The sequence below is a fragment of the Tardiphaga sp. 20_F10_N6_6 genome, from assembly GCF_052076045.1.
In the GTDB taxonomy this organism is placed as follows: domain Bacteria; phylum Pseudomonadota; class Alphaproteobacteria; order Rhizobiales; family Xanthobacteraceae; genus Tardiphaga; species Tardiphaga robiniae.
Genome location: NZ_CP197239.1, coordinates 1,970,712 through 1,997,505, shown reverse-complemented (window position 1 = coordinate 1,997,505; position 26,794 = coordinate 1,970,712). Strand labels below are relative to the sequence as shown.

The 26,794-nt window shown below is 61.7% G+C and carries 27 protein-coding genes; 10 read left to right on the top strand and 17 right to left on the bottom strand.

What is annotated here, in order from left to right; all coding sequences use genetic code 11:
• Positions 1-2: 2 nt before the first annotated feature.
• Positions 3-785: a cellulose biosynthesis protein BcsS gene (bcsS, locus tag AB7813_RS09855; protein WP_439083171.1), complete on the bottom strand. Its 783-nt coding sequence runs from the start codon at positions 783-785 to the stop codon at positions 3-5.
• A 193-nt stretch (positions 786-978) separates the two neighbouring features.
• Positions 979-1,443 carry a DUF488 domain-containing protein gene (locus AB7813_RS09850; RefSeq protein ID WP_439083172.1) on the bottom strand — a complete coding sequence of 155 codons (465 nt, stop codon included), beginning with the start codon at positions 1,441-1,443 and terminating at the stop codon, positions 979-981.
• A gap of 144 nt (positions 1,444-1,587) precedes the next feature.
• Between AB7813_RS09850 and AB7813_RS09845 the strand changes: the two genes are divergently transcribed.
• Entirely contained in the window at positions 1,588-2,550 is a 963-nt protein-coding gene (locus AB7813_RS09845; RefSeq protein WP_170849536.1) for a Bug family tripartite tricarboxylate transporter substrate binding protein, read from the top strand.
• A 16-nt stretch (positions 2,551-2,566) separates the two neighbouring features.
• Here the strand turns inward: AB7813_RS09845 and AB7813_RS09840 are convergent, their stop codons facing one another.
• The 3 genes from AB7813_RS09840 to AB7813_RS09830 are packed head-to-tail and all read right to left on the bottom strand — an operon-like array spanning position 2,567 to position 4,702.
• Positions 2,567-3,370: a DUF72 domain-containing protein gene (locus AB7813_RS09840; RefSeq protein ID WP_439083173.1), complete on the bottom strand. Its 804-nt coding sequence runs from the start codon at positions 3,368-3,370 to the stop codon at positions 2,567-2,569.
• 35 nt (positions 3,371-3,405) lie between these two features.
• Entirely contained in the window at positions 3,406-3,819 is a 414-nt protein-coding gene (locus tag AB7813_RS09835; RefSeq protein ID WP_439083174.1) for a M20/M25/M40 family metallo-hydrolase, read from the bottom strand.
• A complete protein-coding gene (locus AB7813_RS09830) occupies positions 3,770-4,702 on the bottom strand; it encodes a M20/M25/M40 family metallo-hydrolase (RefSeq protein WP_439083175.1) in 933 nt (310 codons plus the stop codon). Before AB7813_RS09830 ends, AB7813_RS09835 begins: the two co-directional genes overlap by 50 nt.
• Before the next feature lie 456 nt (positions 4,703-5,158).
• Between AB7813_RS09830 and AB7813_RS09825 the strand changes: the two genes are divergently transcribed.
• Together AB7813_RS09825 and AB7813_RS09820 are read left to right on the top strand one after the other, a co-directional pair.
• Positions 5,159-6,292: a glycosyltransferase family 2 protein gene (locus AB7813_RS09825; RefSeq protein ID WP_120292693.1), complete on the top strand. Its 1,134-nt coding sequence runs from the start codon at positions 5,159-5,161 to the stop codon at positions 6,290-6,292.
• Between the two features lie 7 nt (positions 6,293-6,299).
• Positions 6,300-7,808 carry a glycosyltransferase family 39 protein gene (locus AB7813_RS09820; protein ID WP_439089124.1) on the top strand — a complete coding sequence of 503 codons (1,509 nt, stop codon included), beginning with the start codon at positions 6,300-6,302 and terminating at the stop codon, positions 7,806-7,808.
• A gap of 51 nt (positions 7,809-7,859) precedes the next feature.
• Here AB7813_RS09820 and AB7813_RS09815 read toward each other — a convergent pair whose 3' ends face one another.
• A complete protein-coding gene (locus AB7813_RS09815; RefSeq protein ID WP_120292689.1) occupies positions 7,860-9,236 on the bottom strand; it encodes an outer membrane beta-barrel protein in 1,377 nt (458 codons plus the stop codon).
• Between the two features lie 370 nt (positions 9,237-9,606).
• On the opposite strand from AB7813_RS09815, the gene AB7813_RS09810 reads away from it, so the two are divergent.
• Entirely contained in the window at positions 9,607-10,056 is a 450-nt protein-coding gene (locus AB7813_RS09810; protein WP_068736063.1) for a helix-turn-helix transcriptional regulator, read from the top strand.
• Here the strand turns inward: AB7813_RS09810 and phhA are convergent.
• Positions 10,042-10,929 carry a phenylalanine 4-monooxygenase gene (gene phhA, locus AB7813_RS09805; protein WP_439064344.1) on the bottom strand — a complete coding sequence of 296 codons (888 nt, stop codon included), beginning with the start codon at positions 10,927-10,929 and terminating at the stop codon, positions 10,042-10,044. The two genes, AB7813_RS09810 and phhA, sit on opposite strands and share 15 nt — an antisense overlap.
• Before the next feature lie 294 nt (positions 10,930-11,223).
• Between phhA and AB7813_RS09800 the strand changes: the two genes are divergently transcribed.
• The gene (locus AB7813_RS09800; RefSeq protein WP_439064343.1) at positions 11,224-12,198 is read left to right on the top strand and encodes a Bug family tripartite tricarboxylate transporter substrate binding protein; all 975 of its coding nucleotides are present in this window, start codon (positions 11,224-11,226) and stop codon (positions 12,196-12,198) included.
• Positions 12,199-12,308: 110 nt separating this feature from the next.
• On the opposite strand, the gene AB7813_RS09795 is transcribed toward AB7813_RS09800, so the two are convergent.
• Together AB7813_RS09795 and AB7813_RS09790 are read right to left on the bottom strand one after the other, a co-directional pair.
• Positions 12,309-12,773 (bottom strand): carboxymuconolactone decarboxylase family protein, encoded by a 465-nt coding sequence (locus tag AB7813_RS09795; protein ID WP_149531031.1) that lies wholly within the window; start codon positions 12,771-12,773, stop codon positions 12,309-12,311.
• 38 nt (positions 12,774-12,811) lie between these two features.
• Positions 12,812-13,315: an RrF2 family transcriptional regulator gene (locus tag AB7813_RS09790; RefSeq protein ID WP_089264972.1), complete on the bottom strand. Its 504-nt coding sequence runs from the start codon at positions 13,313-13,315 to the stop codon at positions 12,812-12,814.
• 181 nt (positions 13,316-13,496) lie between these two features.
• Between AB7813_RS09790 and AB7813_RS09785 the strand changes: the two genes are divergently transcribed.
• Positions 13,497-16,046: a diguanylate cyclase gene (locus AB7813_RS09785; protein ID WP_439064341.1), complete on the top strand. Its 2,550-nt coding sequence runs from the start codon at positions 13,497-13,499 to the stop codon at positions 16,044-16,046.
• A 167-nt stretch (positions 16,047-16,213) separates the two neighbouring features.
• Here AB7813_RS09785 and AB7813_RS09780 read toward each other — a convergent pair whose 3' ends face one another.
• On the bottom strand, positions 16,214-16,735 hold the full coding sequence (locus AB7813_RS09780; RefSeq protein ID WP_439064654.1) for a DUF6886 family protein: 522 nt from the start codon (positions 16,733-16,735) through the stop codon (positions 16,214-16,216).
• A gap of 166 nt (positions 16,736-16,901) precedes the next feature.
• Here AB7813_RS09780 and AB7813_RS09775 point away from each other — a divergent pair, with 166 nt between their 5' ends.
• Positions 16,902-17,603 carry a DUF899 family protein gene (locus tag AB7813_RS09775; RefSeq protein WP_439064340.1) on the top strand — a complete coding sequence of 234 codons (702 nt, stop codon included), beginning with the start codon at positions 16,902-16,904 and terminating at the stop codon, positions 17,601-17,603.
• A gap of 476 nt (positions 17,604-18,079) precedes the next feature.
• Positions 18,080-19,216 carry a tlde1 domain-containing protein gene (locus AB7813_RS09770; RefSeq protein ID WP_439064339.1) on the top strand — a complete coding sequence of 379 codons (1,137 nt, stop codon included), beginning with the start codon at positions 18,080-18,082 and terminating at the stop codon, positions 19,214-19,216.
• 47 nt (positions 19,217-19,263) lie between these two features.
• On the opposite strand, the gene AB7813_RS09765 is transcribed toward AB7813_RS09770, so the two are convergent.
• From AB7813_RS09765 to AB7813_RS09750, 4 genes are all read right to left on the bottom strand, one after another.
• Complete coding sequence (locus AB7813_RS09765) at positions 19,264-20,178, bottom strand: tetratricopeptide repeat protein (protein ID WP_439059030.1); 915 nt, start codon at positions 20,176-20,178, stop codon at positions 19,264-19,266.
• A gap of 69 nt (positions 20,179-20,247) precedes the next feature.
• Entirely contained in the window at positions 20,248-20,523 is a 276-nt protein-coding gene (locus tag AB7813_RS09760; protein WP_089264967.1) for a DUF1488 domain-containing protein, read from the bottom strand.
• 257 nt (positions 20,524-20,780) lie between these two features.
• Positions 20,781-21,077, bottom strand: coding sequence for a hypothetical protein (locus tag AB7813_RS09755; protein ID WP_068736086.1), 297 nt, complete (start codon positions 21,075-21,077; stop codon positions 20,781-20,783).
• A complete protein-coding gene (locus tag AB7813_RS09750; protein WP_068736091.1) occupies positions 21,074-21,337 on the bottom strand; it encodes a hypothetical protein in 264 nt (87 codons plus the stop codon). The genes AB7813_RS09755 and AB7813_RS09750 overlap by 4 nt, the downstream gene beginning before the upstream one ends.
• A 277-nt stretch (positions 21,338-21,614) precedes the next feature.
• Between AB7813_RS09750 and AB7813_RS09745 the strand changes: the two genes are divergently transcribed.
• Complete coding sequence (locus tag AB7813_RS09745; protein WP_120292670.1) at positions 21,615-22,442, top strand: transglutaminase domain-containing protein; 828 nt, start codon at positions 21,615-21,617, stop codon at positions 22,440-22,442.
• Positions 22,443-23,017: 575 nt separating this feature from the next.
• Here the strand turns inward: AB7813_RS09745 and AB7813_RS09740 are convergent.
• On the bottom strand, positions 23,018-23,770 hold the full coding sequence (locus AB7813_RS09740) for an SDR family NAD(P)-dependent oxidoreductase (RefSeq protein WP_439064335.1): 753 nt from the start codon (positions 23,768-23,770) through the stop codon (positions 23,018-23,020).
• An 83-nt stretch (positions 23,771-23,853) separates the two neighbouring features.
• Between AB7813_RS09740 and AB7813_RS09735 the strand changes: the two genes are divergently transcribed.
• The gene (locus tag AB7813_RS09735) at positions 23,854-24,189 is read left to right on the top strand and encodes an ArsR/SmtB family transcription factor (protein ID WP_089264963.1); all 336 of its coding nucleotides are present in this window, start codon (positions 23,854-23,856) and stop codon (positions 24,187-24,189) included.
• Between the two features lie 291 nt (positions 24,190-24,480).
• Here the strand turns inward: AB7813_RS09735 and AB7813_RS09730 are convergent, their stop codons facing one another.
• Together AB7813_RS09730 and groL are read right to left on the bottom strand one after the other, a co-directional pair.
• On the bottom strand, positions 24,481-24,972 hold the full coding sequence (locus tag AB7813_RS09730) for a hypothetical protein (protein ID WP_439064334.1): 492 nt from the start codon (positions 24,970-24,972) through the stop codon (positions 24,481-24,483).
• Positions 24,973-25,124: 152 nt separating this feature from the next.
• Positions 25,125-26,768: a chaperonin GroEL gene (gene groL, locus AB7813_RS09725; protein WP_093756421.1), complete on the bottom strand. Its 1,644-nt coding sequence runs from the start codon at positions 26,766-26,768 to the stop codon at positions 25,125-25,127.
• Positions 26,769-26,794: the final 26 nt, after the last annotated feature.

The following is a 26,794-nucleotide window of genomic DNA, read 5'->3' as shown; positions in this document are numbered from 1 at the left end:
CGTCAGTTCTCGAAGAATGGCGCGCGGGGCGGTCGCATGACCATGCCGAAGCGCGCATAGACGCCCTGGCGCTCGAAATTGTCTCGCACATGTCCCGCGGCGAATGACCATTCGTAGGGGCCGGTGCGCAAGCCAGTCAGATGGCCGCCGATCCGGGTCTGCTGGCTGAAATAGTCGTTCGACAGTGCGGCCTCCGGGCCGATCCAGAACAAATCGAACAGGCGCCAGCCGGCTGCAATGCGCGTGGTATAGCCAGTATCGATGGTCGTGCCTGAGATGGCATATTGCAGCATCAGCTCGCGTGTCGGCTCCCACCAGACGTCCATCGTGCCCCGCGCGCCGAGCATCGCGCGAAGCCGAGAGCGGCGCTGATCGTGGTAGAAATAGTCGGCTTCCATATCGAGGCCAGCCAAGAGCTGAACTTCCAGATTGCCGGTTCGGATGAGGTAGCCCGGCAGGATCGCCGCGCGGCTGATCTGGGTGTAGTCGGAGCGCGTGCCTGTCGTGTAGCGTTCGAGGTTTTCCGACAGAAAGAAACGCAGAATGAAACCGTCCTTGTTCAGGCCGGCGGGGGCCCATTGCAGGCCGCCATAGGCGCCGAGGCTCCAATGCGACGCATCGACACCGCCGAAATACATCAGACGGTCCGGCATGCCGCCGGAGAGAAAATCGAAGGCACGCCGTTTTTTGATACGCGTGTCGAACAGGGGCGACCAGAAGCTCGATGAGCCGGATGCCGGTTCGATCGTGGCGTCGATCTCACCGATATCCTGAGCCGAGGCCATGCCGCAGGAATATGCGGCCGCCGCAACGCATAAAGCGCGTAACGCCAGTCCCCAACGCATCGAGCCCCCACCCAACGCAACAGAAACACAACAAAATAATACAACTTAAGGTAGATTATCTTGGGGATAAGCCTACGTCCAGTGTGGATAAGTAATAATCTGAAAAAAACTGCTGTGAGATCGTCGCGCGGCTTCAAAGCTGCGACGGCAGCAGGTTCTGAACCTTGGCACCTTCGCGCCCCTCGATGATCTCGGCGATCCAGCGCCGATGACAGTGCTCGTGGTCGCGCTCGTAGCAGAGGATGCAGACCGGTCCGGACTTCGTCACCAGCGCCGCCAGCTCATCCATCTCCTCGCGTGCCTGCGGTGTCTTGAGATGAGCCATATAGATCTTCTCGAGCGCTGCGAGCTTGCCGCTACGTGCCGCTTCGCGGCCGTCCTTGGGCGTGCCCAATCCGCGCAGATGGATGTAGCCGATGCCGCGTTCGTCGAGGCCGGCAGCGAGCTGATTCTTGGAGAAGCCCGGTCGCCGCGATGCGGCGACGGCACGCACATCGACCAGCAGCTTGACGCCGGCATTTTGCAGTTCATCGAGCACGGCTTTCGCTGGCGTCTGCTCGTAACCGACGGTGAAGAGGCGAGGTATCTTGCGGGCCATGTGAGCACCCCGTGATCGACAGATGATTGGCACAATGTCGCGGCCAGCCGCGAGGCGTTGCTCCCATTTGCAACATGGCACATAGTCAACTCAACAAACTCCGCCAGTTCAATGGCCGATATCACCGGGGGAATGATGGCTCGCATGGTTGGTGCGTTAGGCGTAATCGCGCTCGCGCTTGTGTCGTTTCAGTCCACATCTCTGGCGCAAGGCGCATATCCGGATCGTCCGGTCAGAATTATCGTGCCGATCGCGCCCGGCGGCAGCTACGATCTGGTCGGGCGGCATCTCGCCGATGCGCTGGCGAAGCGAACGGGGCAGGCGTTCTTTGTCGAGAACAAGCCAGGAGCGGGCACCGTCGTGGGCACGCAGGCTGCAGCCCAGAGCGAGGCCGACGGCTATACGCTGATGGTCGGCGGCCTTTCTAACATGGCCTTCAACTCCGCGCTTTACGCCAAGCTCGCCTATGACCCGCTAAAGGATTTCGTGCCGGTCGCGCTGGTCTACAAGTTTGGCTACATCATGGTCGGCCGCAAGGATCTGCCGCAGCAAACGCCGAAGGAGATCGTTGCCGCTGCATTGGACAAGCCGGGGTCGATCACCGTGGCGACCGCGGGTGTCGGGACCGGACAGCAATTGGTGGCCGCTGCCTTCATGAGGTCCGCCGGCGTCAAGCTGCAGGAAGTGCCCTATCGGGGATCTCCGCCGGCCTTCGCCGATCTGCTGGCAGGCCGCATCGACCTGTTCTTCGACTCGATTGCTGCCGGGCTACCTTATGTGCAGACCGGGCAGGTGAGGGGCATCGCGGTGCTGTCGTCGAAGCGGAGCCCGCTGGCGCCTGACGTGCCGACCATGGCGGAAGCGGGCGTGCCCGGCCTCGATGTCGATTCATGGCTTGGCATCTTCGTGCCGGCGAAGACGCCGCCGGCGGTGATCGCAAAACTCCGTCAGGATATTCGAGCGGTGTTGCCCGATCTGAAGGAGCGCTTCGAGAAGAGCGGCGGTGAGCCCTGGGATATGCCCGACGACAAGCTCGACGGCTTCATCGCATCAGAACACGCCACCTGGACAAAACTGATCCGCGAGGCTGGCATCAAGCTCGATTGAGCAACGCGCGTGGGTGCTACGTCACCCGCTCGATCAGCGCCATGGCACCGTGCGGTGCGCGTACCTTGGCCTCGTGGATGACATAGGCGAACACGTCGCGTGGCTGTTTCTTGATCTTGGCATCATCGACGCGCGGAAGGTCGGTTGGCTCGCCGCCGCCGGCCCAGGTCTCGAAACGTTTGGCCCAGGCATCCAGCGCCTTCGGTGGATAGGCAGTCTTGATGCTGTCCTCACCCTTCTGCAAACGCAGATAGACGAAGTCGCCGGTGACATCGGCAATGGCCGGGTAGGTGGCGTGTTCGGAGAATACCACGGGGATCTTGAACTGTCGTAGCAGCGCAATGAAGGCCGGCACGCAGAAACTGTCGTGGCGGACCTCGACCACATGGCGCAGCTTGCGCCCACCGAGCTCTGTCGGCAACAATTCGAGAAACTTCCCGAAATCGGCTTCGTCGAATTTCTTGGTCGGCGCGAATTGCCACAGAACGGGGCCGAGCTTGTCGGCGAGTTCGAGCACGCCGGAATCGTAGAACCGGCTCACGCTCTCGCCGGCTTCGGCGAGCACCCGGCGATTGGTTGCGAAGCGGGGGCCCTTGAGCGAGAATACGAAATCTTCCGGCACTTCGCGCGCCCATTTGCGAAAGCTCTCCGGCTTCTGCGAGCCGTAGAAGGTCCCGTTGATCTCAATCGAGGTCAGTTTGGACGCGGCATAGCTGAGCTCCTTCGCTTGCGTGAGCTTCTCCGGATAGAACACCCCGCGCCACGGCGCGAAAGTCCAACCGCCGATGCCGATACGGATTTGTCCGGATTTCGCAACCATTGTGAGGCCCATCCTTTCAGTATTCGCCGTGTTACTCAGTGCCGTGCCGGCAGCACCGGCTTGGTTACGCCCTCCACGCCGGTCAGCACCAGCATCGTCAGCAGTGCATTTTGCGGCCCGATATAAGCGTCGACGGGCTTGTACCATTCATTGCGCGAATGCCAGTTGCCGCCCTGGCCCCCGCCGCCGATGGTCACCGCAGGGATGCCGAGCGACATCGCGAGATTGGAGTCCGTGCTGGAGCCGGCAAAGGTGACATGGCGCGCGCGGGTCAGCGCGGTCACGGCACGCGCGGTCGCCTGCACGAGGGGAGAGTCTTCTGCGACAACGCCCGCCGGGCGGTCGCCAATCAGTTTGATCTCGACAGTGATCTTGTCCGATCCCCAGCGTTTGTTTTCTTCACCGACTGCGTCCTTCACCTGATCGAGAAGCCTCGCTTCGAGTTTCAACAGTTCTTCGGTCGAATTCGATCGCCATGCGTGCTTCGGCAGCGATGGCGTTGACGGATGTGCCGCCACTTACCGTTCCGACTGTGAAAGTGGTTTTCGGATCCGAGGGTGTCTGCAGCTCCGAGATTTTCGCGACCGCGCGACCCAGCGCATGGGTCGCGCTCGGCAGGCCGAATTCCTGAAAACTGTGACCGCCCGGACCCTTGAAGATCATCTCGTAGCGGTGGCTTCCGGTTCCCTGGTTGACGATGCGCGTGACGCCGAGGCCGTCGATCGAGATGAAGCCGTCGATGTCCTTGTTGTCGCGAAACAGGGCTTTGACGCCGCGCAGATTGCCCAGCTCTTCTTCGCCGACGCTGGCGACGAACATGACGTCCCCGACCGTCGCGATCTGCTGGGTGTTGAGGGTCTGCATCAAAGACAGCAAGGCCGCGAGCCCACGGGCATCGTCACCGATCCCCGGCGCCAGATAGACGCCGTCCTTTTCCTTCACCGTGACGTCGGTCCCCTCGGGAAAGACAGTGTCCTGATGTGCGGAGATGACCAGCTTCGGCGTTCCGGCGGTGCCCTTGCGCCGGGCGGTCACATTGCCCTCGGCGTCCATCACGGCGTCCTTGAAGCCCAGTTCCTGAAACCGTGACAGAATATAGTTGCCGCGCAGATTCTCCTTGAACGGAGGCGCGGGAATTTCGGTGATCCGGATCTGCTCTTTCAGGGTGCGGGCATCGTCGGCCTTGATGGCATCGAGCGCAGCCATGACGCGCGAATCGGACAGCACCGTCGTCGTGACGGTATCAATTGTCTGCGCGGTGACATGGCTGGCGCCGAAGGATGCCAGCGTCAGCGATGCAGCGAATAGGCATGGTCCGAGCGAGCGTCGCATGGCGCCTCCGATTATCACGCGCGGAGACGATTGTGGTCGCGGTTCAGGCGGGGCTTCCGCCTCAGAAAACCGCGCGAACGCGCCGCTGTTGACCGAGGCAAGGTAGCGGGCACGGGCAAGACTGGCTATAGCTCGCCAGCAACAGAATGGTGCCAGGGTGCGGTGTTTGCGGCCGGAATGCGGCGTTGAAACCAGTGCCGGATACCCTTGCGGAACGGCTCCAGCATCCCTATCTTGTCTCCAACGGCGACGATGACGCTTAATAGCTCCGGCGCTGGAACGACCTTGAATAGCTCGGTGCGCCGGATGTACGCGCGCCTGTTGTTCGGGGTCGTTAGCATTTTTGGGCCACTTTTGGCTATTCCCCCTCTGATGGCTTGTTCCGGCACCTGTTAAGGCCCCGCCGTTCCCTGTCCGCCTTGGCATGGTCCGGCGCGGCAGATATATGCTGGCGCCATGAACGAAGCCATCAGACCGGGGCCCGGACAGATATTGCAGGCGGGCGCGCCGCTGCAGCTGTCCGTTGTCGTCCCCACTTTCAACGAGCGCGGCAATGTCGCCACCCTAGTGCAGCGGTTGGACGCGGCGCTGGTCGGCATTTCCTGGGAAGTCATTTTCGTCGACGACAATTCGCCGGACGGCACGGCCGACGCGGTACGCGAACTGGCGCGCGCCGACTCGCGCGTGCGCTGTATCCGGCGCATCGGCCGGCGCGGCCTGTCCGGCGCCTGCATCGAGGGCATGCTGGCCTCCAGCGCGCCCTGTGCAGCGGTGATCGACGGAGACTTGCAGCACGATGAGACCCAGCTCGGCAAGATGCTCGGTCTGATCGAAAGTGGCGCTGCCGAACTGGTGATCGGCAGCCGCTATATCGAGGGCGGCAGTGCCGACAGTTTCAACCAGCAGCGCCTCGGCGCCAGCAAGTTCGCGACCGCGGTCGCGCAGCGGGTGCTGAAGGTCGAGATCGCCGATCCGATGAGCGGCTTCTTCATGATCCGCCGCGATCGCTTCGAACAACTGGCGCCGAAACTCTCAACGCAGGGCTTCAAAATTTTGCTCGATGTCGTCGCGACGGCAGAAGGCGATCTTCGTGTCATCGAGGTGCCCTACACCTTCGGCTCACGCCTGCATGGTGAGAGCAAGCTCGACTCCATGGTGGCGCTGGATTTTCTGGGCCTGGTGCTGGCGAAGCTGACCAACGATACCGTGTCGCTGCGCTTCCTGCTGTTTGCTATGGTCGGCTCGATCGGCCTGTTCGTGCATTTCGCCGTGTTGTTCGTCACGCTGGAAGTTTTCGATCCGCCATTCGCAGAGGCGCAGGCCATTGCGGCGTTTTGCGCGATGACCGGCAACTTCCTGCTCAACAATTTCCTGACCTATCGCGACCAGCGTTTGAAAGGTTTCGGCATCCTGCGTGGTCTGGCGATCTTCTACGTGGTCTGCAGCGTGGGTCTGCTCGCCAATGTCGGCGTGGCTTGGTCGGTCTTCGACCAGGAGCCGATCTGGTGGCTGGCGGGTGCTTCCGGCGCGCTGATGGGCGTGGTCTGGAACTACGCGATGTCGGGCCTCTTCGTGTGGCGGAAACGGTGATCGCTGGATGACCACGCAGGAACTGCGGCTGGTTCGCGGCACCGCGGCCGTGGTCGTCGGTCTGGTGCTGCTGCGGCTGGCGGCGGCCGCATGGACGCCGCTGACCTTCGATGAAGCCTATTACTGGATGTGGTCGAAACATCTGGCTGGTGGCTATTACGACCACCCGCCGATGGTCGCAGTCGTGATCCGGCTCGGCACGATGATCGCGGGCGATACCGCCTTAGGTGTCAGGCTTGTCTCGGTGCTGCTGGCACTGCCGATGAGCTGGGCGGTGTATCGCACGGCCGAACTGCTGTTCGGCGGTCAGCGGATCGCGACGACGGCGGTGATCCTGCTCAATGCGACGATGATCACGTCGGTCGGGTTGATGATCGTCACGCCGGACGCGCCGGTGCTGGTCGCCTCGAGTTTCGTGTTGTTGACGCTGGCCCAGGTGCTGGCCACCGGGCAGGGCGCGTGGTGGCTCGCGGTGGGCGTGGCCGTCGGCGTAGCGCTACTGTCGAAATATACCGCGCTGTTTTTCGGGCCGGCGATCCTGATCTGGCTCATTGCCGTACCGAAGATGCGGCGTTGGCTGATCTCGCCATGGCCCTATCTCGGCGGCCTCGTCGCACTGGCGGTGTTCTCGCCGGTGCTGTTCTGGAATGCCGAACATGGCTGGGTGTCCTTTATCAAGCAACTCGGACGCGCCCGGATTGATCACTTCAATCCGGCTTTCATCGCCGAGTTGATCCCGACCCAATTCGCCTTCGCGACACCGCTGGTATTCATTCTCGGCGTGATGGGCCTCTATGCTCTAGCCGTCCGGAGGCCCGGAGCGTGGCCGGCGCGGGTGCTGCTGAATGCGATGTTCTGGGTCATCGTGCTGTATTTCGGCTGGCATGCGCTGCACAGCCGCGTCGAAGCCAACTGGTTCGCGCCAGTCTATCCGACGCTGGCCATCATTGCTGCCGTCGCGGCAACCATCGTGCAATGGAAGCCGCGCGAGCAGCGCACGGTGGATTTCTGCCTGCGCTGGGCGGGGCCGACCGGCGTCGTCATGTTCACGGCACTGGTGGTGCAGGCCAATACGGGTCTGCTGTCCGGCTACAAGCGTGATGCGACAGTACGCAGCATCGGCGTGGGTTTTGTCGAACTGGCGGCCGACGTCGAGGCGGTTCGCGTCCGTGTCGGGGCCACATGCGTGGTGGCGCCCGATTACGGCACCACGGGATGGCTGACCTTCTATCTGCCGAAGGGGACCTGTGTCTTCCAGCGCACCCAGCGGATTCGCTGGGTGAACATGCCGGAGCCGAGTGCAGAGCAGCTATCCGGCAAGCTTTTGCTGGTGGGTGAGCAAAATGCTGCGGCCAATCCGGAATGGCGGGCGGCTTTTGCGAATATCGAGAAAGTGGCTGACCTCAAACGCAAACGTGGCCCGCTGGTCGTGGAGAATGTCGAGCTGAATCTGCTGGAAGGCGCGAAAGGCGATGTACTGGACCGTTCGCCGCCACCCGAGATGTTACCGCGCTAGGAGGCGCGACCACCATGCGCTTGATAGCGCCATGGTGGTCGGCTGTCGCATTTATGGCGCAAAGTGATAGTTCACGCCGATCTTGCCGAGCTGCATGGTCTGGGCAATATCGGCATTCAGATAATAAGGGCCGACCATCGGAGGGGCATTGATCACGCCTTCGAGGCTCGCATTGTCGTGGCCGAAGCCGATGTAGTTGTACTCCGCCTTGACGGACCAGTTTGGTGCGAAGGCGTATTCCACGCCGGCACCGACCACGTAACCGGTGTGAAGGCGGGATCCGTCGAGATTTGCGTATTGCGGGCCCGACGACAGCGATATGGCGTGATGATCCCCAGCGACGGCGACACCGCCCTTGAGATAGGTCAGCCAGCGCTCGTTGGTCACCATACCGATACGTGCGGTGGCCATTGCGAGCCATTCGGTGCGCGAGCGCATCTCGAGATTGTTATCAAAGTTGGTGCGGGTGCCGCCGCCGATATTGCCGCCGACCAGTTCACCTTCAACACCCATGACGATCACCCCGAGCTGCACATTGGCGCCGATCTGGCCGCCGCCGAAGCCTCCGGTCATCGAGAACTTCCCATCGGGCGTGTAGTCGCGCCAGTCGCCGTGTCCCGATCCGTAGCCTGCCTGCGCACCGAGATAGAGCCCGGTCCAATTGAATCCTGACTGTGCGTATTGCAGCGGCGGAATCGGTTTGGCGGTATCGGGAGCGCCGAACTGGTAGTTCGCCCCGAGCTTGATGAGATGCAGCGTCTGCTTAGTCGAAGCCGTGGAGGCGATCGGCCCGGTGGAGGCCCGCGTGCCGCTGAAATCGAACTCGTGGTCGGGGAAGTTGACGAAGTTATACTCGCCGCGCAGCGACCAGTTGTTGGCAAGCGCATATTCCATGCCGGCGCCGACGATCCAACCCCGCCGTGTCTCGCTGCCGGACAGTGTAAGCCGGTCCGGCCCCGGCACCGAAACCTGAACGTCGTAGCCGTGATCTTCATTGGCCCAGGCGAAGCCGCCCTTGGCGTAAGTGAGCCAGCGGCCATTGGCGAAGCCAACGCGTCCGGTCACGGTCGACAGCCAGTTGATTTGCGACGTCTGGGACAGGGTGGCCTGGTTCAGAATGCTCACCGTACGATTGCCCTTGATGCCGCTAAAGCTGATGTCGGCCTCGATGCCGAGCAGCAGGTTGCCGATCTGTTGATTGTAGCCGGCCTGAATGCCGCCCAGCGCGCCGTCGGTCCGGATATTCAGGATCTGCCATTCGGTCCCGCCGAGGCCGTAACCGGCATGAACGCCGGCATAAAAGCCGGTCCAGTTATAGGCAGGATCGATGGCGGAGGCCTTGGTATAGGCGCGGGCCGGCACGTCTGCGGCGATGGCGGCATTGCCGAGGCTGAGGATGCCGATGGTGCCGAGGAGAAGCTGTTTCATGTCGTTTCCTTGCAGGTGCGCTGGCGGCCCTCGAGGAATCGGAGCTGCTTCGCGCGTCATTTCGGCAGCGACCATGTATAAAAATACCGCTCTCGTCGTGGTCGTAAGCGCGTGACTTGTGCTGGATCGCGCTCTTGGCGTCGCATTGTGAGCGGCTGTCGCCGCTCGGTCTCACCTGGAAGTACTACTGGGGAACGCGATCATGGGACCACACGACGACCACCGGCCAACGACTTATGGGTCACCATCGGGGCGCAGTGCGCCGCTATGGTTTCGAAAGACGATAAATTATCGTCGTCGACGTTGAACCAAAGTCAGGGGTCCGGACGACCTATCTCCGCACACATTGAAATGGGCGGTGATTGGGAACATGGAAAACACAAATCTCGCATTCAGCAGCCACTCCGACTTTGGATCCGACCGTGCCAAGGTGCACAGCATCGAAAAGCCGGACCCCGTGAACCTCACCGAGGTCGGCGGCCTGCGCGGAGCGCGGATCGCCAGCGTGATCAACCAGATCAATGAGAGCTTTGCCGACCAGCAGTTCTCGACCCGGGTGGTCGCCGAGAAGCTCGGCCTGTCCGTCCGCTACGTTCAGGATTTGCTGCAGGGTTCCGGCCTCAGCATCACCGATCGCATCATGGAGCTGAGGCTTGAAAAGGCCCGCAGCATGCTGACCGGCGATCGGCAGTGCAGCCTGAAGATCAGTGAAGTCGCGGCCGCCTGCGGCTTCAACGAACTATCCTATTTCCACCGCAGCTTCCGTCGTCGCTTCGGCGCGTCGCCGGCTAAATTCCGCATCCAGTCAATGAATGGCTGACGCGCGCTTGCGCTTGAAATAGTCCAGCGTCCCGCGGCTGATGACGTGATCCTCAGGGGTCACCTCGTCGGCCGCGATGTCGTCTGCTTTGGCCAGGCGGGTATAGAGTGCGCCAAAATCCTGATAGCTGTCCTGCAGCAGTTTCTCAAAGCTCTCAATGACGAAATAGCTCTGCTGGAAATCGTCGATGATGTAGTTCGTCCGCATCACGCGTTCGAGGTCGAACGTGATCCGGTTCGGCGAGGCGTCTTCCAGGGCGAAGACCGACTCTGTTGCTGACGACAGAATGCCGGCGCCGAAGATGCGCAATCCGTCCGCGCTCTTCATCAGGCCGAACTCCACCGTGTACCAGTACAGACGCGCCAGGTTCTTCAACTGGCCGAGCGCCATCGCGCGCTGGCCGCCTTTTCCATAGGCCTCCATGAAGTCGGCATAGACCGGGTTCGCCAATAGCGGAACGTGCCCGAAGACGTCGTGGAAGATGTCGGGCTCCTGCAGGTAGTCCATTTCGTGTTCGGGGCGGATGAAGGCGCCGGCCGGGAAGCGGCGATTGGCAAGATGATCGAAGAAGATCTCGTCGGGCACCAGTTCGGCGACCGGCACGACCTGCCAACCGGTCAGCGGCGTCAGACGGGCACTCAGTTTCTCCAGATCGGGAATGCCGGATTCGGACAGCCGTAGCGTGTTCAGTGCGGCGAGGAACTCATCGCAGGCGCGGACTTTGAGGACGGTTTGCGCGCGGGCGAACAGACGGTCCCAGCGATCGTGCTCGGCGGCGGAGTAGGAGCCCCAGTCCTGGTCCAGCGTGAAGTCAGGGCGTTTCGGGGCGCTGAGGTAGCGGCTCTTCTCGGTCGACTGGTTCAGCTCGGTCATGACGCTCTCCGACTCCGACGGTCCGATCAGAACATAAGGTTCCGCTGCCGAATAGTTCCGTCAAAAGAAGCAACTTCTCGCATCCGCCCGTCCGACGATAGCAATCCACCATCGTCCAGATCTTATTTGCAAAGGCGTTTCCTTGTCGGACACCCGTCTCGATGACATTTTCAGTGGTAACAAACGTGGTCCCACATCGCTGAAATGATTGCGAAATCTCGGCGAAACCTCGCGGGAATCACGGGCAAAACACTCTCATCATCGATCATAAGGAATACGACCGTGCGGCCCGTCATGTCTTCTCGACTCCTCTCAGGTGCTTTCGCGGCAGTGCTGCTGGTTTCCGGCGCGACGGGGGCGCTCGCTGACAGCTGGCCGAGCCGGACGATCAAGCTGATCGTTCCGTTCCCGCCGGGCGGCGCTGCGGACATCACGGCGCGGGTCTATGCCGACAAGCTCGGCGAGGCGCTGAAGCAGACAGTCGTGGTCGAGAACAAGGCTGGTGCCGGTACGGCTATTGCTGCCGATGCTGTCGCCAAGGCCGATCCGGATGGCTACACGCTGTCGCTGGCGCCTGCTGGACAGCTCACGATCCTGCCGCATATCAACAAGACCATCTCTTACGACCCCTTCAAGAGCTTCACGCCGGTGGCCATGCTGACGTCGGTGCCTTACGTGCTCGCGGCCAGCCCCGATACGCCGGTGTCATCAGTGAAGGAGCTCGTTGCTGCTGCGAAACGCGAGCCGGGGAAATTCACCTACTCGTCGTGCGGACCCGGCACGCTCTGCCATCTGAGCGGCGAGCTGTTCAAGAGCCTGACCGAGACGGATCTGCTGCATGTGCCGTTCAAGGGCAGCGCTCCCGCCGTGAATGCGCTGCTCGGAAACCAGGTGAACCTGTCTTTCGACACGCTGACGGTGCTGGCGCCGCAAATCCGCGACGGCAAGGTCAAGGGTCTCGTGATCACCAGCCGCGAGCGCTCGTCGCAGCTTCCCGATGTGCCAACGCCGGCGGAAGCAGGCGTGGCTGACTTTGTCGTCGACTCCTGGTTCGGCCTCGTCGTGCCTGCAGGGACGCCCGATGCCATCGTCGATCGCCTGAACGCCGAAGTGGTGCGCATCGGCGCGCTGCCGGATGTTCGCGAGCGTCTCGAAAAGCAGGGCCTCAGCATCACGACCTCGACGCCTCAGGCCTTCGCCAAGACGATCAAGGACGATTACGCCCGTTGGGGACGCGTCGTCGATGCGTCTGGCGCGAAGCTTTTCTGACCACTAGCCATATTGCCTGACACATTGGTCGGGCAAAGCAGAAGCCAAGAAAGGCCGGGTTGAGTTTCAACCCGGCCTTTTGCTTGTCGATTATCTGCTGAAGCCTGTGTTCAGGCAGCAGCCTTCGGCTTCTCGATCGGATGCGGAACGCGGAAGCCGACGGCAAGACGGTTCCAGACATTGATGGCACCGATCGCTACGGTGATCTTGAGGCATTCCTCTTCCGAGAAATGCGCGCGCAGGGCCTCATAATCGGCATCGGGTGCGCGAGTCTGCGCGATCAGCGTGACTGCATCGACCCAGCCGAGGAGAGCGCGCTCGCGTGGCGTATAGACCGTCGATTCGTGCCAGACCGACATCATGTTGATCCACTGCTCGCTGAGACCGTCGTGGCGGGATTCCTTCACATGCATGTCGACGCAGAAGGCGCAGCCATTGATGATCGACGAGCGGAGCTTGATGAGGTGGACGATCGCAGGCTCGAGGCCACTTTCCTTGACGACATATTGATCGAGCGCGGCGACGGCCTTGTAGGCGTCGGGGGCGGCCTTGGCGATGTTGAGGCGGGCTTGCATGGTCTTTCTCCTTGGTGTGCGGTTTCAGGTTTCAGGTTTCAGTTGGCGTTACGGCGTCGTTCGTTGAGTTCCAGAAAGGCGCAGCCGCGGGCGGCAATGGCGCCGTCGGTGTCCTTGGCGCGGAGATCGCCGAGCACATCGGCGATGCTCACCTTGGCCAGCTCATCGCGATAGACGCGCTCGGCACGCAACATCGCGGCATTGATGCCGCAGGGCGCCGTGGGTTTGCCGGGCAGGGGATTGGGGCCGCGCTGGCGGATTTCGCTGCAGCGGAAGGCGGGCGCATCGCCCTCAACGGCAAGGACGACATCGAGCAGGGTGATCTGGTCTGGCGTCCGGGCAAGGCGATAGCCGCCAGTCGGGCCAGGCTGTGCGATGAGCAAGCCGGCGCCCGAAAGCGCCTGCAGGTGTTTCAGGAGATAGCTGGTGGATACGCCATGAAATTCGGCGAGGGCGCCGGCGGACAACACGCCGTTCGATTGCAGGCCTGCGAGCATCGCCACGCTGTGGATCGCCTGCTCAACCCCGTCGCTCATCTTCATGGCTGTATTTCACCTCTATCATGGATAATTATTATCCGCGATTAAGGATGTCGTCAAGTGTCTGGTCCTGAGGTGGTTCGCTGGTGGGCAGCGCAACAGAATCTAAATCCCGATGCCGGTATCACCCGACCTAGGTACTGTGATCCGAAGCCGGGGGCCGGGTCAGTTCAGGGAACTCGACATGGCATTGCGTGACTTGCTGGCGCCGCAGGCGCGGCGGACGACTTTCGTTGCCGCAGCCATTCTCGGAGCCGGCCTCGCCGCGACATTCGCCATTCGCGAATTCTCGGAGCGTCTGATTGCGGCCGATATGCAGCGTCGCTTCGCAGTCGACGCGGTTGATATTTCCAATGCGATCAGCGAACGGCTGCGCACCCACGCCGAAGTACTGGTCAGCATGCAGGGGTTGTACGCCTCGATCGGCCGTGTCGATCGCGCCCAGTTCCGACGCTACATCGATGTGCTCGATCTCGGCCGCCGCTATCCCGGCTTCCAGGCCTTGCAGTCGCTGCGTCATGTGACGCCGGATCATCTAGATGCCTTCATTGCGGAAGTTCGTGCCGACAAGAGCATCGAGCATTCCGGACAGCCGGATTTCGCCGTGCGTCCGCCGGGGCCACGATCAATCTACAACGTAGTCGAATTCGTCGAGCCGATGCGTGGCAACGAAAATGCGCTGGGCTTCGATGCCGGTGCCAATCCTGCGCAACTGGACTCGCTGCGGCGTTCCGCGGAGACCGGCCGGATTGTCGCGACGCCGCCGGTCAAACTGGTGCAGGACACCTCGGGTGGCCTCGGTTTCATTATCCGTGCGCCGATCTACCGGGCCGGCGAGCCCACGCAGACCGTCTCGCAGCGAAACGCAGCGCTCCACGGTTTTGTTGCATCGGTCTATCGCACCAATGACCTGATGCGCGGCATCCTCGATCCGCGCACGCTGCAGCAGATGCATATCCAGGTGGTTGATCGCGGTTATGCCAAGCCGACGCAGGAAGGCGTCATGATTGGCGAGCCGGAAGATGCGACCGTCACTCCGACCCTCATGTATGACAGTCTTGAGCCCAATCTCGGTCTCGTGACGCAAATGGTGATGTCGGCCGGGATCTCGGCGGATCGTTCGCTGGTTGTCGGCGAGCGCGTCTGGCGCGTGCTGTTCACCACCAATCCCGGCTCGATCTACGAAGTCAGCCATACAGTGCCGAACGTCGTCCTCGCCAGCGGCACCGCCATCAGCCTCCTGATGATGCTGCTCGCCGTGATCACGATGAGATCGCGCCGGTTGTCCGGCAATCTCAGCACGCTCGATGCCGAGCAGCGCGCGCTGGTCGACAATCCGCTGGCAGGCATCCTGTTTACGGCCGGCCACCGGATCCTGCGCGGCAATCGCCGGATCGCTGAACTCTGCGGTCGCAGCTCCGCTGCGCTTCTCGGCAACATGATCGACGAGCTGGTTGCGACGAAGGAGGACGGGGAGGCGTTCGATGCCGCGTTGGATCGTATTCGTGACAGCGCCATGGCGACGGAAGTCGAACTGCATCTGCGCCGCAGCGACGGTTCCACGCTGCTGGTCGATGCCTATGGCAAGCCGCTGGCGACCGGCGATATCCTCTGGGTGATCCAGGACAAGACCGACGCACTCGCTGTCGAGGCGGAGCGGCGCGCGCATGCGCACGCTATGGAGGAGGCCAACGAACGGCTGACGACCTCGCTGCAACTGGCGGAAATCCGCGCCAAGGAAATCGTCCTGCTCACTGAACTCTCGGGCGTGCTGCAGTCGTGTCAGTCGCGCGAAGAGATTTTCGCGGCGGTTCAGACCTATGCAGGCTACCTGTTCACGGAGGAGGCGGGCGCGCTGTACTATCTGAATAAAGCGCGTAACGCAGTTCAGCGCGGCGCCCATTGGGGCGCACTACAGGCCGATGCGGTGTCGTTTCCGGTCGATGACTGCTGGGCGCTGCGTCGTGGCACGACATTCCCGATTTCCGAGGCGAGTCAGGGACTGGTCTGCAATCATGCCGGTCCCTGCGGTGTCACCGGTACAGGGTTCGTTTGTCAACCGCTGATCGCGCAGAACAACCTGCTTGGTCTGCTGTATCGCGAGCATACTTCTGTGTTCGGTGAGGGGGCGGATCAATTGGCGACGATGCTGGCCGAACAAGTGTCGCTGGCGATGGCCAATCTCGAACTCCGCGAGCTGCTGCGTCAGCAGGCGGTGCGCGATCCGCTGACGGATCTTCACAACCGCCGCTACCTCGAAGATGCCCTGGTGCGCGAGACCACGCGCAGCCAACAGGACGGCAAGCCGCTCGCGCTGGCGATGCTCGACATCGATCACTTCAAGGGTATCAATGACAGCCACGGCCACGAGGCCGGTGATGCCGTGCTGCGCGGCCTCGGCAGGATATTGCGCGAGACGACACGCGCCTCGGATATCATTGGCCGTTTCGGCGGCGAGGAGTTCCTGATGCTGATGCCGGGCGTCACGGTCGAGGTTGCAGCGCAGCGGGCGCAGCAGGTGCTCGATGCCGTGCATCGCATGCAGGTGACGCTGCCATCGGCCACGCTCGATGGCGTCACACTGTCGATCGGTCTGGCAGTGATGCCGGTGCACGTCGCCAAGGGCGACGACCTGCTCGCGGCCGCCGATGCCGCGCTTTACGAGGCCAAGCGAGAGGGCCGCAACCGCGTCGTGGTCAGTCATCGCCGTGCGAAGGCCGACACCGCGGCCTGAGCTCGTGGCTCATTACAGGATGGGTGGAACGTAGGCGCATCGCGCCGAAGCGATACCCCTCACACATCGTGACAACGAGCGATGAATGTCGCGAAGATGCTACGATCCTACGGCTTGTGAACGTCCAGGCATGCTTTGTCGGTCTAAGGCAGCTCGATCGGCCCGTCCTATGCATTGCGGAGGCGAATGCCGCTGACATGCAGCGATGTCTCCCACAAGGGCGCCAGTGTCTTCAGGGACGGCAGGACGCGCAATTCGACGCCGGCGGCTTCCAGTGCCTTTTCGATGTTGTCGATCCGCTCCATGTTCAGCGGCATGGACGGCGTGCGCGAAATCCACATACCCGCATCGTCCAGCGATTCAAACTCGTCCGGCGAAAGCTCGTAGCGATAGATGGTGGTGTGAGAGAGCCGGTCCAGCCAGGCAAGCTCGATATGCGCAACCATGCGGCAGGTGGTCATCTTCTTGTAGGCGGCGAGGTATTCCGGCGTCGTGCTCGCTGTCGGCCAGACAAAAATGCGCGGGCAGTCGCGCGGGAACAGATACATCGGCGCATGCCAGTCATCGATGGCCCAGACCAAGGGGCCATTGAGCCACTCCTGTCCCTGGGCGCGAGGTGTCGCAATCTCCGCCGGCCCCGGCATGAAGACTTCGATGTTGTTCTCTTCGCTAAAATGAAACAGGCGCATGGCGCACTCATGTGCGTCCGTGCTCAGCGCGTCAATGAACTCATGCGTGTTCTGGCCGTTCACGAAGCTGCGCATGATGAATTTGTGGATCGTCATGTCGGATTGGCCGCTCCCGGAACGTCTTTCAGACGGAACACGTTGAAATTCACCAAGGGAGGATCATGTCATGACCGGTTCCAGCCTGACGCCTGCGGCCGAACTCGTGAAGAAGGCCAGTTTTCGCTATCCCAATGAGAGCCGTGAATACCGCGATGCGCGTAATGCGTTGCTTGTCGAGGAGATCGAACTGCGGCGTCAGATCGAACGTGTCGCGGAGCTGCGTCGTGCGCTGCCAGATGGCGGCGAGGTGACCAAGGACTACGACTTCATCGGAGAGAAGGGCCCCGTGAATTTCGCGGGCCTGTTCGGCGACAAGCAGACGCTCGTCGTTTACTCCTACATGTATGGGCCGCAGCGCGAGAAGCCGTGCCCGATGTGCACATCGCTGCTGTCGGCCTGGGACGGCGAGGTACCTGACATTACTCAGCGCGTGGCGCTGGCCGTTGTGGCGCGCTCGCCGATCGAGCGGCTGGTCGCTTTCAAGAAGCAGCGTGGCTGGCATTACCTGCCGCTGTTCGCGGACACCTCCGGCGCGTTCAGCCGTGACTATCACGGGCTGACCAAGGACGGCGGCGACGATGCTGCCTTCAACGTCTTCACCCGCCGCAGTGGCAAGATTCGCCATTTCTGGAGCGGCGAGATGGATGGATCCACGGCCGATCCCGGCCAGGACCCGCGCGGGGCGCCGGATCTGATGCCGCTCTGGACGATTCTGGACGTTACGCCGGAAGGGCGGGGCACCGACTGGTATCCGAAGCTGAACTACTGAGGTCGTGATCATTTGACGCCTTAGCCGGCACAAATTGATCGTTGTGATTACCTAAATACCGCCAGCCCGACATGGTTCCCGGCGCAACAGCCCCACACTAGGCCAATGGCCTAATCACAGCGCGCCAATAGTTCGGGCCGGGCGTGACCCAAAACCCCAGCGCGCCTGAGACCGGCCTGCGAGAGCCCACAAAGCTCTCGCAGGTTCCCCGAATTCGTCCTGTCGGTTACTCAAAAAGGCCATGATTGGCAGGCCTTTAGGTAGGCAATCGGTGGGGGACCTCCAATTAATTCGCATTTAACTAAAACTCGCCTTAATGGCGTTTCGCATCCCTGCGCGGTGCTTTTCGAGACCTGTGTGTCTCGTCACGCACAACGGGCAGGGAGCTTAGTAAACGTGTGTTGGACGTCAGGCGTATGAGCAGCAGTAAACGTGCGTTGAACCATTCTGCACCCTCACGCCGAGGCCAGCATCAAGTGTCGAAATCCAGTTCACGCATGTTCGTGACCGGCGCTGCTCTTGCCGCCGTCGCATTGACCGGTGGATGGACGCTTGCCGGCAAGCTTTTCCAGAACGGCGTGCAGCCTGCTATGATCTCCGCCAATCTCGGCAATGATGCAGGCGTTGGCCAATCGTCCTTCGCCGAACGCTTCGACAGCCGTTTCTCGCGCACCGAATACCGCACATCCTTCTCCGAGCGTTTCGAGCCGGCCGTTAATGCGCCGCTCGCTGCCGCGCAGCCCGAGCCGAAGCGTCAGGTCGCCTGGTTCGACCCGACCTATTCGATGGGCGCCGCGCCCGAGCGCTTCGTCAAGCGCAACCCGGCTTCTGAAGCTGTGATCCCTGCACCAGCTGCGAAGCCGCAGGAGGTCGCGCTGATGCAGCCGGCGCCGACGGTGCGCCAGCTCGTCGACAGCATTCCGATGCCGGCCGCACGGCCCTCCGATGCCCGTGCGCCGTCCGCGCCGCAGCAGGCGACACAAGCGCCGTCGCAGCCGGTCGCACAGGCCAGCGCCGCCAGGGGCGGTGCCTATGGCCACGACTCGCTGGTTCAGAAGGCGCGGCTGGCGCTGGCTGCTCAGCCCAAGTCCGGCAATTTCAATGTCTTCGAGAAACTGTTCGGCGGTAGCGCTCCGCAGTCAGGCCCCGTGCTCGCTTATGCCGGCTCCGACGGTGGCGTGCTGAGCAACGGCACCGATGCGGCGGCCAGCAATGAGCCCACCCTGAGCGATCGCACCACCGCGGTCTACGATATCTCCGCGCGTAAAGTGTACATGCCCGACGGCACCAAGCTGGAAGCGCATTCCGGCCTCGGCAGCCGTCTCGACAATCCCGCTTATGCCCATGAGAAGATGCGCGGCGTGACGCCGCCGCACATCTATGATCTGAAGCCGCGCGAGGCTCTGTTCCACGGCGTGGCCGCGCTGCGCCTGACGCCGGTGGGCGGCGAGGGCGCGATCCATGGCCGCACGGGTCTGCTCGCGCATACCTACATGCTCGGCCCCAATGGCGATTCCAACGGCTGCGTCTCGTTCCGGGACTACAACAAGTTCCTGCAGGCCTATCGCAACGGTGAAGTGAAGCGCCTCATTGTGGTTGCCAAACTCGACTGATCGATATGACTGACGTGCCGCCCGTGACGGCGATGCGTGTTCAGTCATTATGAGCCGACCTTCGGATCGATCTTCCGTGCGCTGGCGACGTCTGCTGCGCCGCCCGTAATGTCGCCCATTTCAAGCCGTGTCATGCCGCGCAGATAGAGCGCCTTGGCGTATTTCGGATTGATGCGCAGCGCCGCATTGAAATCGGCCATCGCGCGGTCGTTGTCACCCTTGTCGGACCACACGCTGCCACGATTGGTCAGCGCCGCCACATAGGTCGGTGCGATGCGGATCGCCTCGTTGTAGTCGGCGATGGCACGATCGTTGTCCCCCTTCAGGCTGAAGGCGAAGCCGCGGTTGAACACCGGGCAGGGATCGTTCGGATTGATCCGGATTGCTTCGCCGAAATCGGCGATGGCGCGCGCATGATCGCCCTTCACCAGCCAGGCGCCGCCGCGATTGCTATAGGCGCCGCCTTCCTGCGGATTGAGACGGATCGCCATGTCGTAGTCGGCAATAGCGCGGTCGTTATCGTCCTTGGCGTACCAGGCGACACCGCGATTGACATAGGCATCGGTATTGTTGGGATCGAGACCGAGCGCCACGCTGAAGTCGCTGATGGCGCGGTCGTTATCGCCGCGGGCGAGCCAGAGATTTCCGCGCATGAAATAGGCGCGGGCATAATCCGGGTTCAGGCGGATGGCTTCATCGAAAGCGGCCATGGCAGGGCCGCTCTCGTGCCGCTCGTGATATTCGAAGGCGCGGTTGAAATGCAGCTCAGCAAGCTGGCGGCCGCTGTAATTGCCCGACGCGATGGCGCGGTCGCAGGCCGCGATCGCCAGGACGCCGGAGGCATCGGTACATTGCTGTGCATCGTCGGCGGCAGCTTGCGCGATCGGCATTGCTGCGCTCGCCAGCATGGCAGCGAACAGGACGCGGATGGCGCAACGGTTCAGGCTTGGAAAGTGGCGCATGGCTCGACCTCTCGCGTGTGACAGGCGTTGGTCACACCGCGAGGAGGAAGGGTTCAATGGTGGGAGAGGCTACCGGAAATCGATGCTGCGCAGCACGATACCGGGCGGCTTGCCCTCAAATTCGGCGTTCGCGAATTTGCGCGCTGCGCAGGCCTCGATGCGATCGCGCAGCCGGACGAACTGCTCCTCGCGTTGTTCGGGCTTGGTGCGTTTCGCCTTTTCAAGCTCGTCCATCGCGCTGGTGCTGATCGCGCAGGTGACTTCGGTCGCGTCGTTCATCATCGAGAACAGGACAACCATGCGATTATATTCGAAGCTTTGGAAAACACCGTGTGTAAGCGCCATCGTCGTCTTCCCGCGTTAGGCCTTGCGCTTTGGCACAACAGGGTTGAGTTCAGCGATCTTGCGCAAGCATTCGGCCTCGGTGGGATGTGGGCCCGTAACAAAGGTTCCGCTGATCTTGGTGCTGTACCAGCCGGACTCGACGCCGAGGCGGAGAGATTCTGCGACTTGAACGTGACGGTGCAAGAGGTTCTGCATGAGGATGCTTTCGGTTGAGCGCTGGCTGCTGCGGGATCGCTGCGACCTGCGTAATGATGGGATCAGTCGTTGGCGGCAAGCCGCGTAAAATCGTCCAGCACGATCGCGATCAGATCGCGGTGCTGGGTATCCTGTGCGCTGAGCGATGCGCCGTAGAGATTGAGGACGTAGCGCGCCTTCGCTGCAGCCTCAGGCCATGTGGTGGCCGGCGTGGTCAGTAACTGCTCTTCGAGTGCCAGCTGCCGCTCACGCAGTGCTGCGGCATTGGATTCGACTTCGGCGAGACTGCGCCGGATATCGGTGGCTTTCTGTGCCGCCATGCCGCGGCGGCTATCCAGCTCGACGGGAGTGTCGGTCATGGTGCGCTCGCATCAATGCGCTGCACATCCGCCAGCTCAAGCGACCCAATGGAGATCATCTCCATGGAACTTGTATGGGGTGGTGCACCGGGCACGATCATCATGGTCGCCGTGCGCCGATAGCTGGCGAAGGACAGTCCCTCGATCATCTCCTCATCGGTGATGACGTCATACGACCCTGCCGGGATCAAACGACCAAGGCCCTTCAACTGGAAAGGATGCTTGAAAGTAACGGTCTCACGGCGCGATCTCGTGGTCACGCGCGCATGTCGCTGCTGAGATCCGGCATGCGTTCAGCGTGCGCCTATTCACAGACATTAGCCACCGATTTCTTTTAGCGATCCGGTGTTTCGTCGAATTTCGCTATGATTGTCTTGTTATTGGACGTTTTGTCGCCATTTCGAGGATGTATCTGACATCGATGACATTCTGGCCGACGCTTGCGCTGGGTTTTTCTCGCAAGATCGTCGCGCAATGTGCAACGCTTGCGATGTCTCGCTTTTGAAATCAACGATTTGCCGGGATGAGGTGTTTTGCATGAAGATCCGTGTTGGCTACGAGATGATCTATGATTTCCCGCAGCCGACGCCTGTCATGATCGTGATGGGCATGCACTTCACGCGTGCCTCCGACGTGGTGGTGCCGGACTATCTCACGATAAATCCCTCAGTTCCGATCACGCCCTATCGGGATGGCTTTGGCAACTGGTGCAGCCGCATTGTTGCGCCGACGGGCCGCATCACGTTCAAAGCCGACGGGATCGTCAACGATAGCGGCAAGCCGGACATTATCGTGCCGTCAGCCATCCAGCACGCGGTAGAGGATCTGCCGGCCGAGACGATCGTCTATCTGCTCGGTAGCCGTTACTGCGAGACGGATCGGCTGTCGGACGTCGCCTGGCAGTTGTTCGAGAAGACTGTGCCTGGCTGGGCACGCGTGCAGGCAATCTGCGATTTCGTGCATAACCATATCCAGTTCGGTTACGAGCACGCACGCGCGACCAAGACCGCCTGGGACGCTTACAACGAGGGGAAGGGCGTCTGCCGCGACTATGCACATCTGGCCATCACCTTCTGCCGCTGCATGAATATTCCAGCGCGCTACTGCACCGGCTATCTCGGTGACATCGGTATGCCGAAGCCATGGGCCGACGGCGATTTCGCCGGCTGGTTCGAAGCCTATATCGGCGGCCGCTGGTATACATTTGACGCCCGCAACAACATCCCGCGCATCGGACGTGTGTTGATCGCGCAGGGCCGCGATGCCGCGGATGTGCCGATCACGCAAACTTTTGGGCCGAACACGCTGGTGAGTTTCAAGGTGTGGACCGACGAGATCGACGAAAGCACGCAGGCGGTCAACTGACTCGCTTTGTGGGCTCTGTCGTTACACTCGCTTAAGCCTGCATTTTCAGCAGCATGTGAGCGGCCAGGAAGGAACCGGGCGCGCCGCTGAGAATTTCACCTGTCATAACTTCGTAAGGACAGGACCGATGGCAAACACTCTGACAAGCCTGACGACCGCCGTGGCATTGATTGCGGGTTCCAGCGCCGCGGCTTTGGGCAGCGGCACGGAGGCACAGCGCGAAGCCTGCACGCCCGATGCGTTTCGCCTCTGTACATCGGCAATGCCGGATGAGGGGCGGGTAGAAAATTGCTTGCGCAGCGCAGGACCGCGCTTGAGCCGCGCTTGCTATGATGTGTTCTTTCCGCAGATTGAGCACGATCAGGCTCAGATGATGCGTGGGCAAGCTCCGTCACGCGAACGCATGAAGCCATCAGCGGCGGATCGCATGCAGACACCGTCTATGCCGCAGATGCCGCCGGCCGGCGGTGATGATTGAGGCAAGGCGAGATCTGGCCTCGCGATAACAAGCAAGGGCGGTGCTGATTGCACCGCCCTTGGCTATGTCGGATAGACTGTTGAGCAGAGCGCGTGGGTTACCTGAAGCCGCCGGTAGCGTGCAGTGTTTCGCCCGTCACGTAAGATGCAGCATCGGAAGCGAGGAATGCGACGACGGAAGCGATTTCCTCGACCTTGCCGATGCGGCCCATCGGCGTGACGGATTCGATCCACTTGCGCATGTCGCCTTCATGGAATCCGGCTGACACCACGCCCTCGGTTGCGATCATGCCAGGATTGACGGCGTTGACGCGGATCTTGCGCGGCGCGAGCTCCTTCGCCAGTACCGACGTGATCGCATCGACCGAGGCCTTGGTCGCGGTGTAGACCGCCGAGCCCGGTGGGGTGATGGTCGAGACGCCCGATGAGATGTTGACGATGCTGCCGCCATTGGCGTTGAAGTGTCTGGCCGCTTCCTGCGAGACGAGCAGCAGCCCGAGCACGTTCAGATCGAAATGTTTGTGGAAGTGCTCCGGCGTAATGCTGTCGAGAGGGGCGAATTCGTAGACGCCCGCATTGTTGACGAGAACGTCGATCGGCCCGAACGCCTTGACGGTCTCGGCCACCACGGATTTGGCGCCGTCCGGCTCGGCGAGATTACCGTGCACCGCGATGGCCTTGCCTCCCTTGGCGGTGATCTTCGCGACGACCTCGTCGGCGCCCTTCTTGCTGGATGCGTAATTGACGGCGACGGCAGCGCCCCCGGCGGCGAGCTGGATGGCGATTTCAGCGCCGATGCCCTTTGAGCCGCCGGTCACCAGCGCAACTTTGCCTTCGAATGTCTTGGTCATGGTCGTGATCCCTCTTGGATGCTTCAATAGTTCGGAAGTATGGGACTATTGAACGAGCGCAAGGGGGCGCCTATATCTTTTTCATGGTTCAGTTCGTTCACCCCGCGACCAAGGACATCACGCTGGCCGGCGTGCTCTCGGCGCTGGCTGATCCCATTCGGCTGCAGATCGTCCGGGGCTTGCTGCAGGAGAGCGGCTGCCTGTCCTGCACGGCGGCGTCGCCATGCCCGACCATCGCCAAGTCCACTTTGTCGAACCATTTTCGCGTGTTGCGCGAGGCCGGCCTGATCCAGACCAGCAAAAAGGGCGTCGAGCATCAAAACGCAGTGCGGGCGGCCGATATCGAAGCGCGGTTTCCCGGGCTGTTGATGGCGATCCTGGCGTGCTCCGTCGAGCCGTCCGCGGCGGCAGTTGCCTGACGCAGCCACCAAAAATGCCCGGCATCACTGCCAGGCTTTGAATGCCATGATCGAGCTGAAGTCCTCAGACTGCGGACGGAGATCGCGTCTTAACGGTAAACCCGCGTCTTGGTCACGACGCAGCGGCCCATTGGCCCGTGACGGACAACCGTGCGCATGGTGCAGACAGGTCCACGGCATATGACAGTGCGGCGGGACACATAGCGCTGCGATGAGAAATCGGTGATTGGTGCTACGACTTTTGTCGTCTGCACAGAACACACAGCAAGCGTTGCCCAAGGGATGCGGTCGCTATGGCTTCCATGCGTTAATCACGCGGACATCGGCTGGCCATTCATCCTCGGGAAGACCCATGATCTGGTTGTGCTGCGCCTTGGCGGCGTTGGATCGCGGGCGGTTATCGGGATCGATGATGTAGCTGCATTTCTGCATGAATTGCGCGCGGTGCTGCGGCTGAAGCTGAAAATTCAGATTGCGCCGCGATTCACTTTCCGACCATTTTGCGATGACCCCTATGCTCTGCTCCGGCGGAGTCGATGGCACTTCGGCGACGATAAGCTGTCGCACCTTTTCGCTCAGCACCTTGGTCTGCTGTCGGTAGCGGGTAGTCTCGGCGTTGTATTTGCCCGTGTTCGCCGGATCCTGTTTTGCGCATTCACTCAAAAGATTCTGTCGCAAATCCATCACCGCATACACGTGCTTGGCACTCTCAAAGACGCTGCGTGCAGCTGAATGCGCGGCGGTGCTGAGGCCGATGAAAGAAAGAGCGATGAGTATGCGCATGATTATTTCCCTGATGCTTCCACCAAGTAGACGGTCCGTAGCCACGCAACCCGCAATGGCTTCCGCGATTGTCTGCGATGACCAGCCCTAAACAAAAACCCCGGCATCGCTGCCGGGGTTCTGCATTCTGATAGTTGCTTGAAGCGTTGGACTTAGAAGTCCATGCCGCCCATGCCGCCGCCCGGAGGCATGCCGCCTGCGCCTGCGCCGCCCTTCTTGGGCAGCTCGGCAACCATGGCTTCCGTGGTGATCAGCAGGCCGGCAACCGAAGCTGCGTTCTGGATCGCTGCACGGACAACCTTGGTCGGATCGATGATGCCCTTCTTGAGCATGTCGCCGTAGGTGCCGGTCTGCGAGTCGAAGCCGTAGCTGTAGGTCGCGGTCTCGAGGACCTTGCCGACGATGACCGAACCGTCTTCGCCTGCGTTGATGGCGATCTGGCGAGCCGGAGCCGACAGGGCCTTGCGGACGATCTCGACGCCGGTCTTCTGGTCGTCGTTCGCGGTCTTGATCTTCTTCAGCTGTTCCGAAGCGCGGAGCAGAGCGACGCCGCCGCCGGGGACGATGCCTTCTTCAACCGCAGCGCGGGTCGCATGCATCGCGTCATCAACGCGGTCCTTGCGCTCCTTCACTTCGACTTCGGTCGCGCCGCCGACGCGGATGACGGCAACGCCGCCAGCCAGCTTGGCGAGACGCTCCTGCAGCTTCTCACGGTCGTAGTCCGAAGTGGTTTCTTCGATCTGCGCCTTGATCTGCGCCACGCGTGCTTCGATGTCGGCCTTCTTGCCGGCGCCGTTCACGATGGTGGAGTTTTCCTTGTCGATCATCACCTTCTTGGCGCGGCCGAGCATGGCGAGCGTGACGTTCTCGAGCTTGATGCCGAGATCTTCCGAGATCGCCTGGCCGCCGGTCAGGATCGCGATGTCCTGCAGCATGGCCTTGCGGCGATCGCCGAAGCCCGGTGCCTTGACGGCAGCGACCTTGAGGCCGCCACGCAGGCGGTTGACGACGAGGGTGGCGAGAGCTTCGCCTTCGACGTCTTCTGCGACGATGACGAGCGGCTTGCCGGTCTGCACGACGGCTTCGAGCAGCGGCAGCATCTCGTTCAGCGAGGAGAGCTTCTTCTCGTTGATCAGGATGTAGGCGTCGTCGAATTCAACGCGCATCTTGTCGGCGTTGGTGACGAAGTAGGGCGAGATGTAGCCGCGGTCGAACTGCATGCCTTCGACGACGTCGAGTTCGGTTTCGAGCGACTTGGCTTCTTCAACCGTGATGACGCCCTCGTTGCCGACCTTCTTCATCGCGTCTGCGAGGAACTTGCCGATTTCCGCGTCGCCGTTCGCCGAGATCGTGCCGACCTGGGCGATTTCGTCGTTCGAGGTGACCTTCTTGGAGTTCTTGACGAGGTCAGCAACCACGGCTTCCACAGCCAGGTCGATGCCGCGCTTCAGATCCATCGGGTTCATGCCGGCAGCAACCGACTTGGCGCCTTCACGGACGATCGCCTGAGCGAGCACGGTGGCGGTGGTGGTGCCGTCGCCGGCCGCGTCGGCCGACTTCGAGGCCACTTCGCGCACCATCTGGGCGCCCATGTTCTCGAACTTGTCGTCGAGCTCGATTTCCTTGGCGACGGTGACGCCGTCCTTGGTGATGCGGGGCGCGCCGAACGACTTGTCGATGACGACGTTGCGGCCCTTCGGACCGAGCGTCACCTTCACGGCGTTGGCGAGAATGTCGACGCCGCGCAGCATCTTGTCGCGGGCATCAACGCCGAATTTCACTTCTTTAGCTGACATGTTTTGCTTCCTTGAAAATCAGGATG

Bases quoted from the DNA above. Each gene is read 5' to 3' on its own strand.
- AB7813_RS09765 (WP_439059030.1), bottom strand. From the start codon at position 20,178: ATGCGCCACTTTCCAAGCCTGAACCGTTGCGCCATCCGCGTCCTGTTC.
- AB7813_RS09760 (WP_089264967.1), bottom strand. From the start codon at position 20,523: ATGGCGCTTACACACGGTGTTTTCCAAAGCTTCGAATATAATCGCATG.
- phhA (WP_439064344.1), bottom strand. From the start codon at position 10,929: ATGACCGAGCTGAACCAGTCGACCGAGAAGAGCCGCTACCTCAGCGCC.
- AB7813_RS09795 (WP_149531031.1), bottom strand. From the start codon at position 12,773: ATGCAAGCCCGCCTCAACATCGCCAAGGCCGCCCCCGACGCCTACAAG.
- AB7813_RS09755 (WP_068736086.1), bottom strand. From the start codon at position 21,077: ATGACCGACACTCCCGTCGAGCTGGATAGCCGCCGCGGCATGGCGGCA.
- AB7813_RS09780 (WP_439064654.1), bottom strand. From the start codon at position 16,735: ATGCGCCTGTTTCATTTTAGCGAAGAGAACAACATCGAAGTCTTCATG.
- AB7813_RS09785 (WP_439064341.1), top strand. From the start codon at position 13,497: ATGGCATTGCGTGACTTGCTGGCGCCGCAGGCGCGGCGGACGACTTTC.
- AB7813_RS09820 (WP_439089124.1), top strand. From the start codon at position 6,300: ATGACCACGCAGGAACTGCGGCTGGTTCGCGGCACCGCGGCCGTGGTC.
- AB7813_RS09730 (WP_439064334.1), bottom strand. From the start codon at position 24,972: ATGCGCATACTCATCGCTCTTTCTTTCATCGGCCTCAGCACCGCCGCG.
- AB7813_RS09735 (WP_089264963.1), top strand. From the start codon at position 23,854: ATGGTTCAGTTCGTTCACCCCGCGACCAAGGACATCACGCTGGCCGGC.
- AB7813_RS09800 (WP_439064343.1), top strand. From the start codon at position 11,224: ATGTCTTCTCGACTCCTCTCAGGTGCTTTCGCGGCAGTGCTGCTGGTT.
- AB7813_RS09790 (WP_089264972.1), bottom strand. From the start codon at position 13,315: ATGAAGATGAGCGACGGGGTTGAGCAGGCGATCCACAGCGTGGCGATG.
- AB7813_RS09745 (WP_120292670.1), top strand. From the start codon at position 21,615: ATGAAGATCCGTGTTGGCTACGAGATGATCTATGATTTCCCGCAGCCG.
- AB7813_RS09740 (WP_439064335.1), bottom strand. From the start codon at position 23,770: ATGACCAAGACATTCGAAGGCAAAGTTGCGCTGGTGACCGGCGGCTCA.
- AB7813_RS09845 (WP_170849536.1), top strand. From the start codon at position 1,588: ATGGTTGGTGCGTTAGGCGTAATCGCGCTCGCGCTTGTGTCGTTTCAG.
- groL (WP_093756421.1), bottom strand. From the start codon at position 26,768: ATGTCAGCTAAAGAAGTGAAATTCGGCGTTGATGCCCGCGACAAGATG.
- AB7813_RS09815 (WP_120292689.1), bottom strand. From the start codon at position 9,236: ATGAAACAGCTTCTCCTCGGCACCATCGGCATCCTCAGCCTCGGCAAT.
- AB7813_RS09810 (WP_068736063.1), top strand. From the start codon at position 9,607: ATGGAAAACACAAATCTCGCATTCAGCAGCCACTCCGACTTTGGATCC.
- AB7813_RS09840 (WP_439083173.1), bottom strand. From the start codon at position 3,370: ATGGTTGCGAAATCCGGACAAATCCGTATCGGCATCGGCGGTTGGACT.
- AB7813_RS09825 (WP_120292693.1), top strand. From the start codon at position 5,159: ATGAACGAAGCCATCAGACCGGGGCCCGGACAGATATTGCAGGCGGGC.
- bcsS (WP_439083171.1), bottom strand. From the start codon at position 785: ATGGCCTCGGCTCAGGATATCGGTGAGATCGACGCCACGATCGAACCG.
- AB7813_RS09850 (WP_439083172.1), bottom strand. From the start codon at position 1,443: ATGGCCCGCAAGATACCTCGCCTCTTCACCGTCGGTTACGAGCAGACG.
- AB7813_RS09830 (WP_439083175.1), bottom strand. From the start codon at position 4,702: ATGCGACGCTCGCTCGGACCATGCCTATTCGCTGCATCGCTGACGCTG.
- AB7813_RS09775 (WP_439064340.1), top strand. From the start codon at position 16,902: ATGACCGGTTCCAGCCTGACGCCTGCGGCCGAACTCGTGAAGAAGGCC.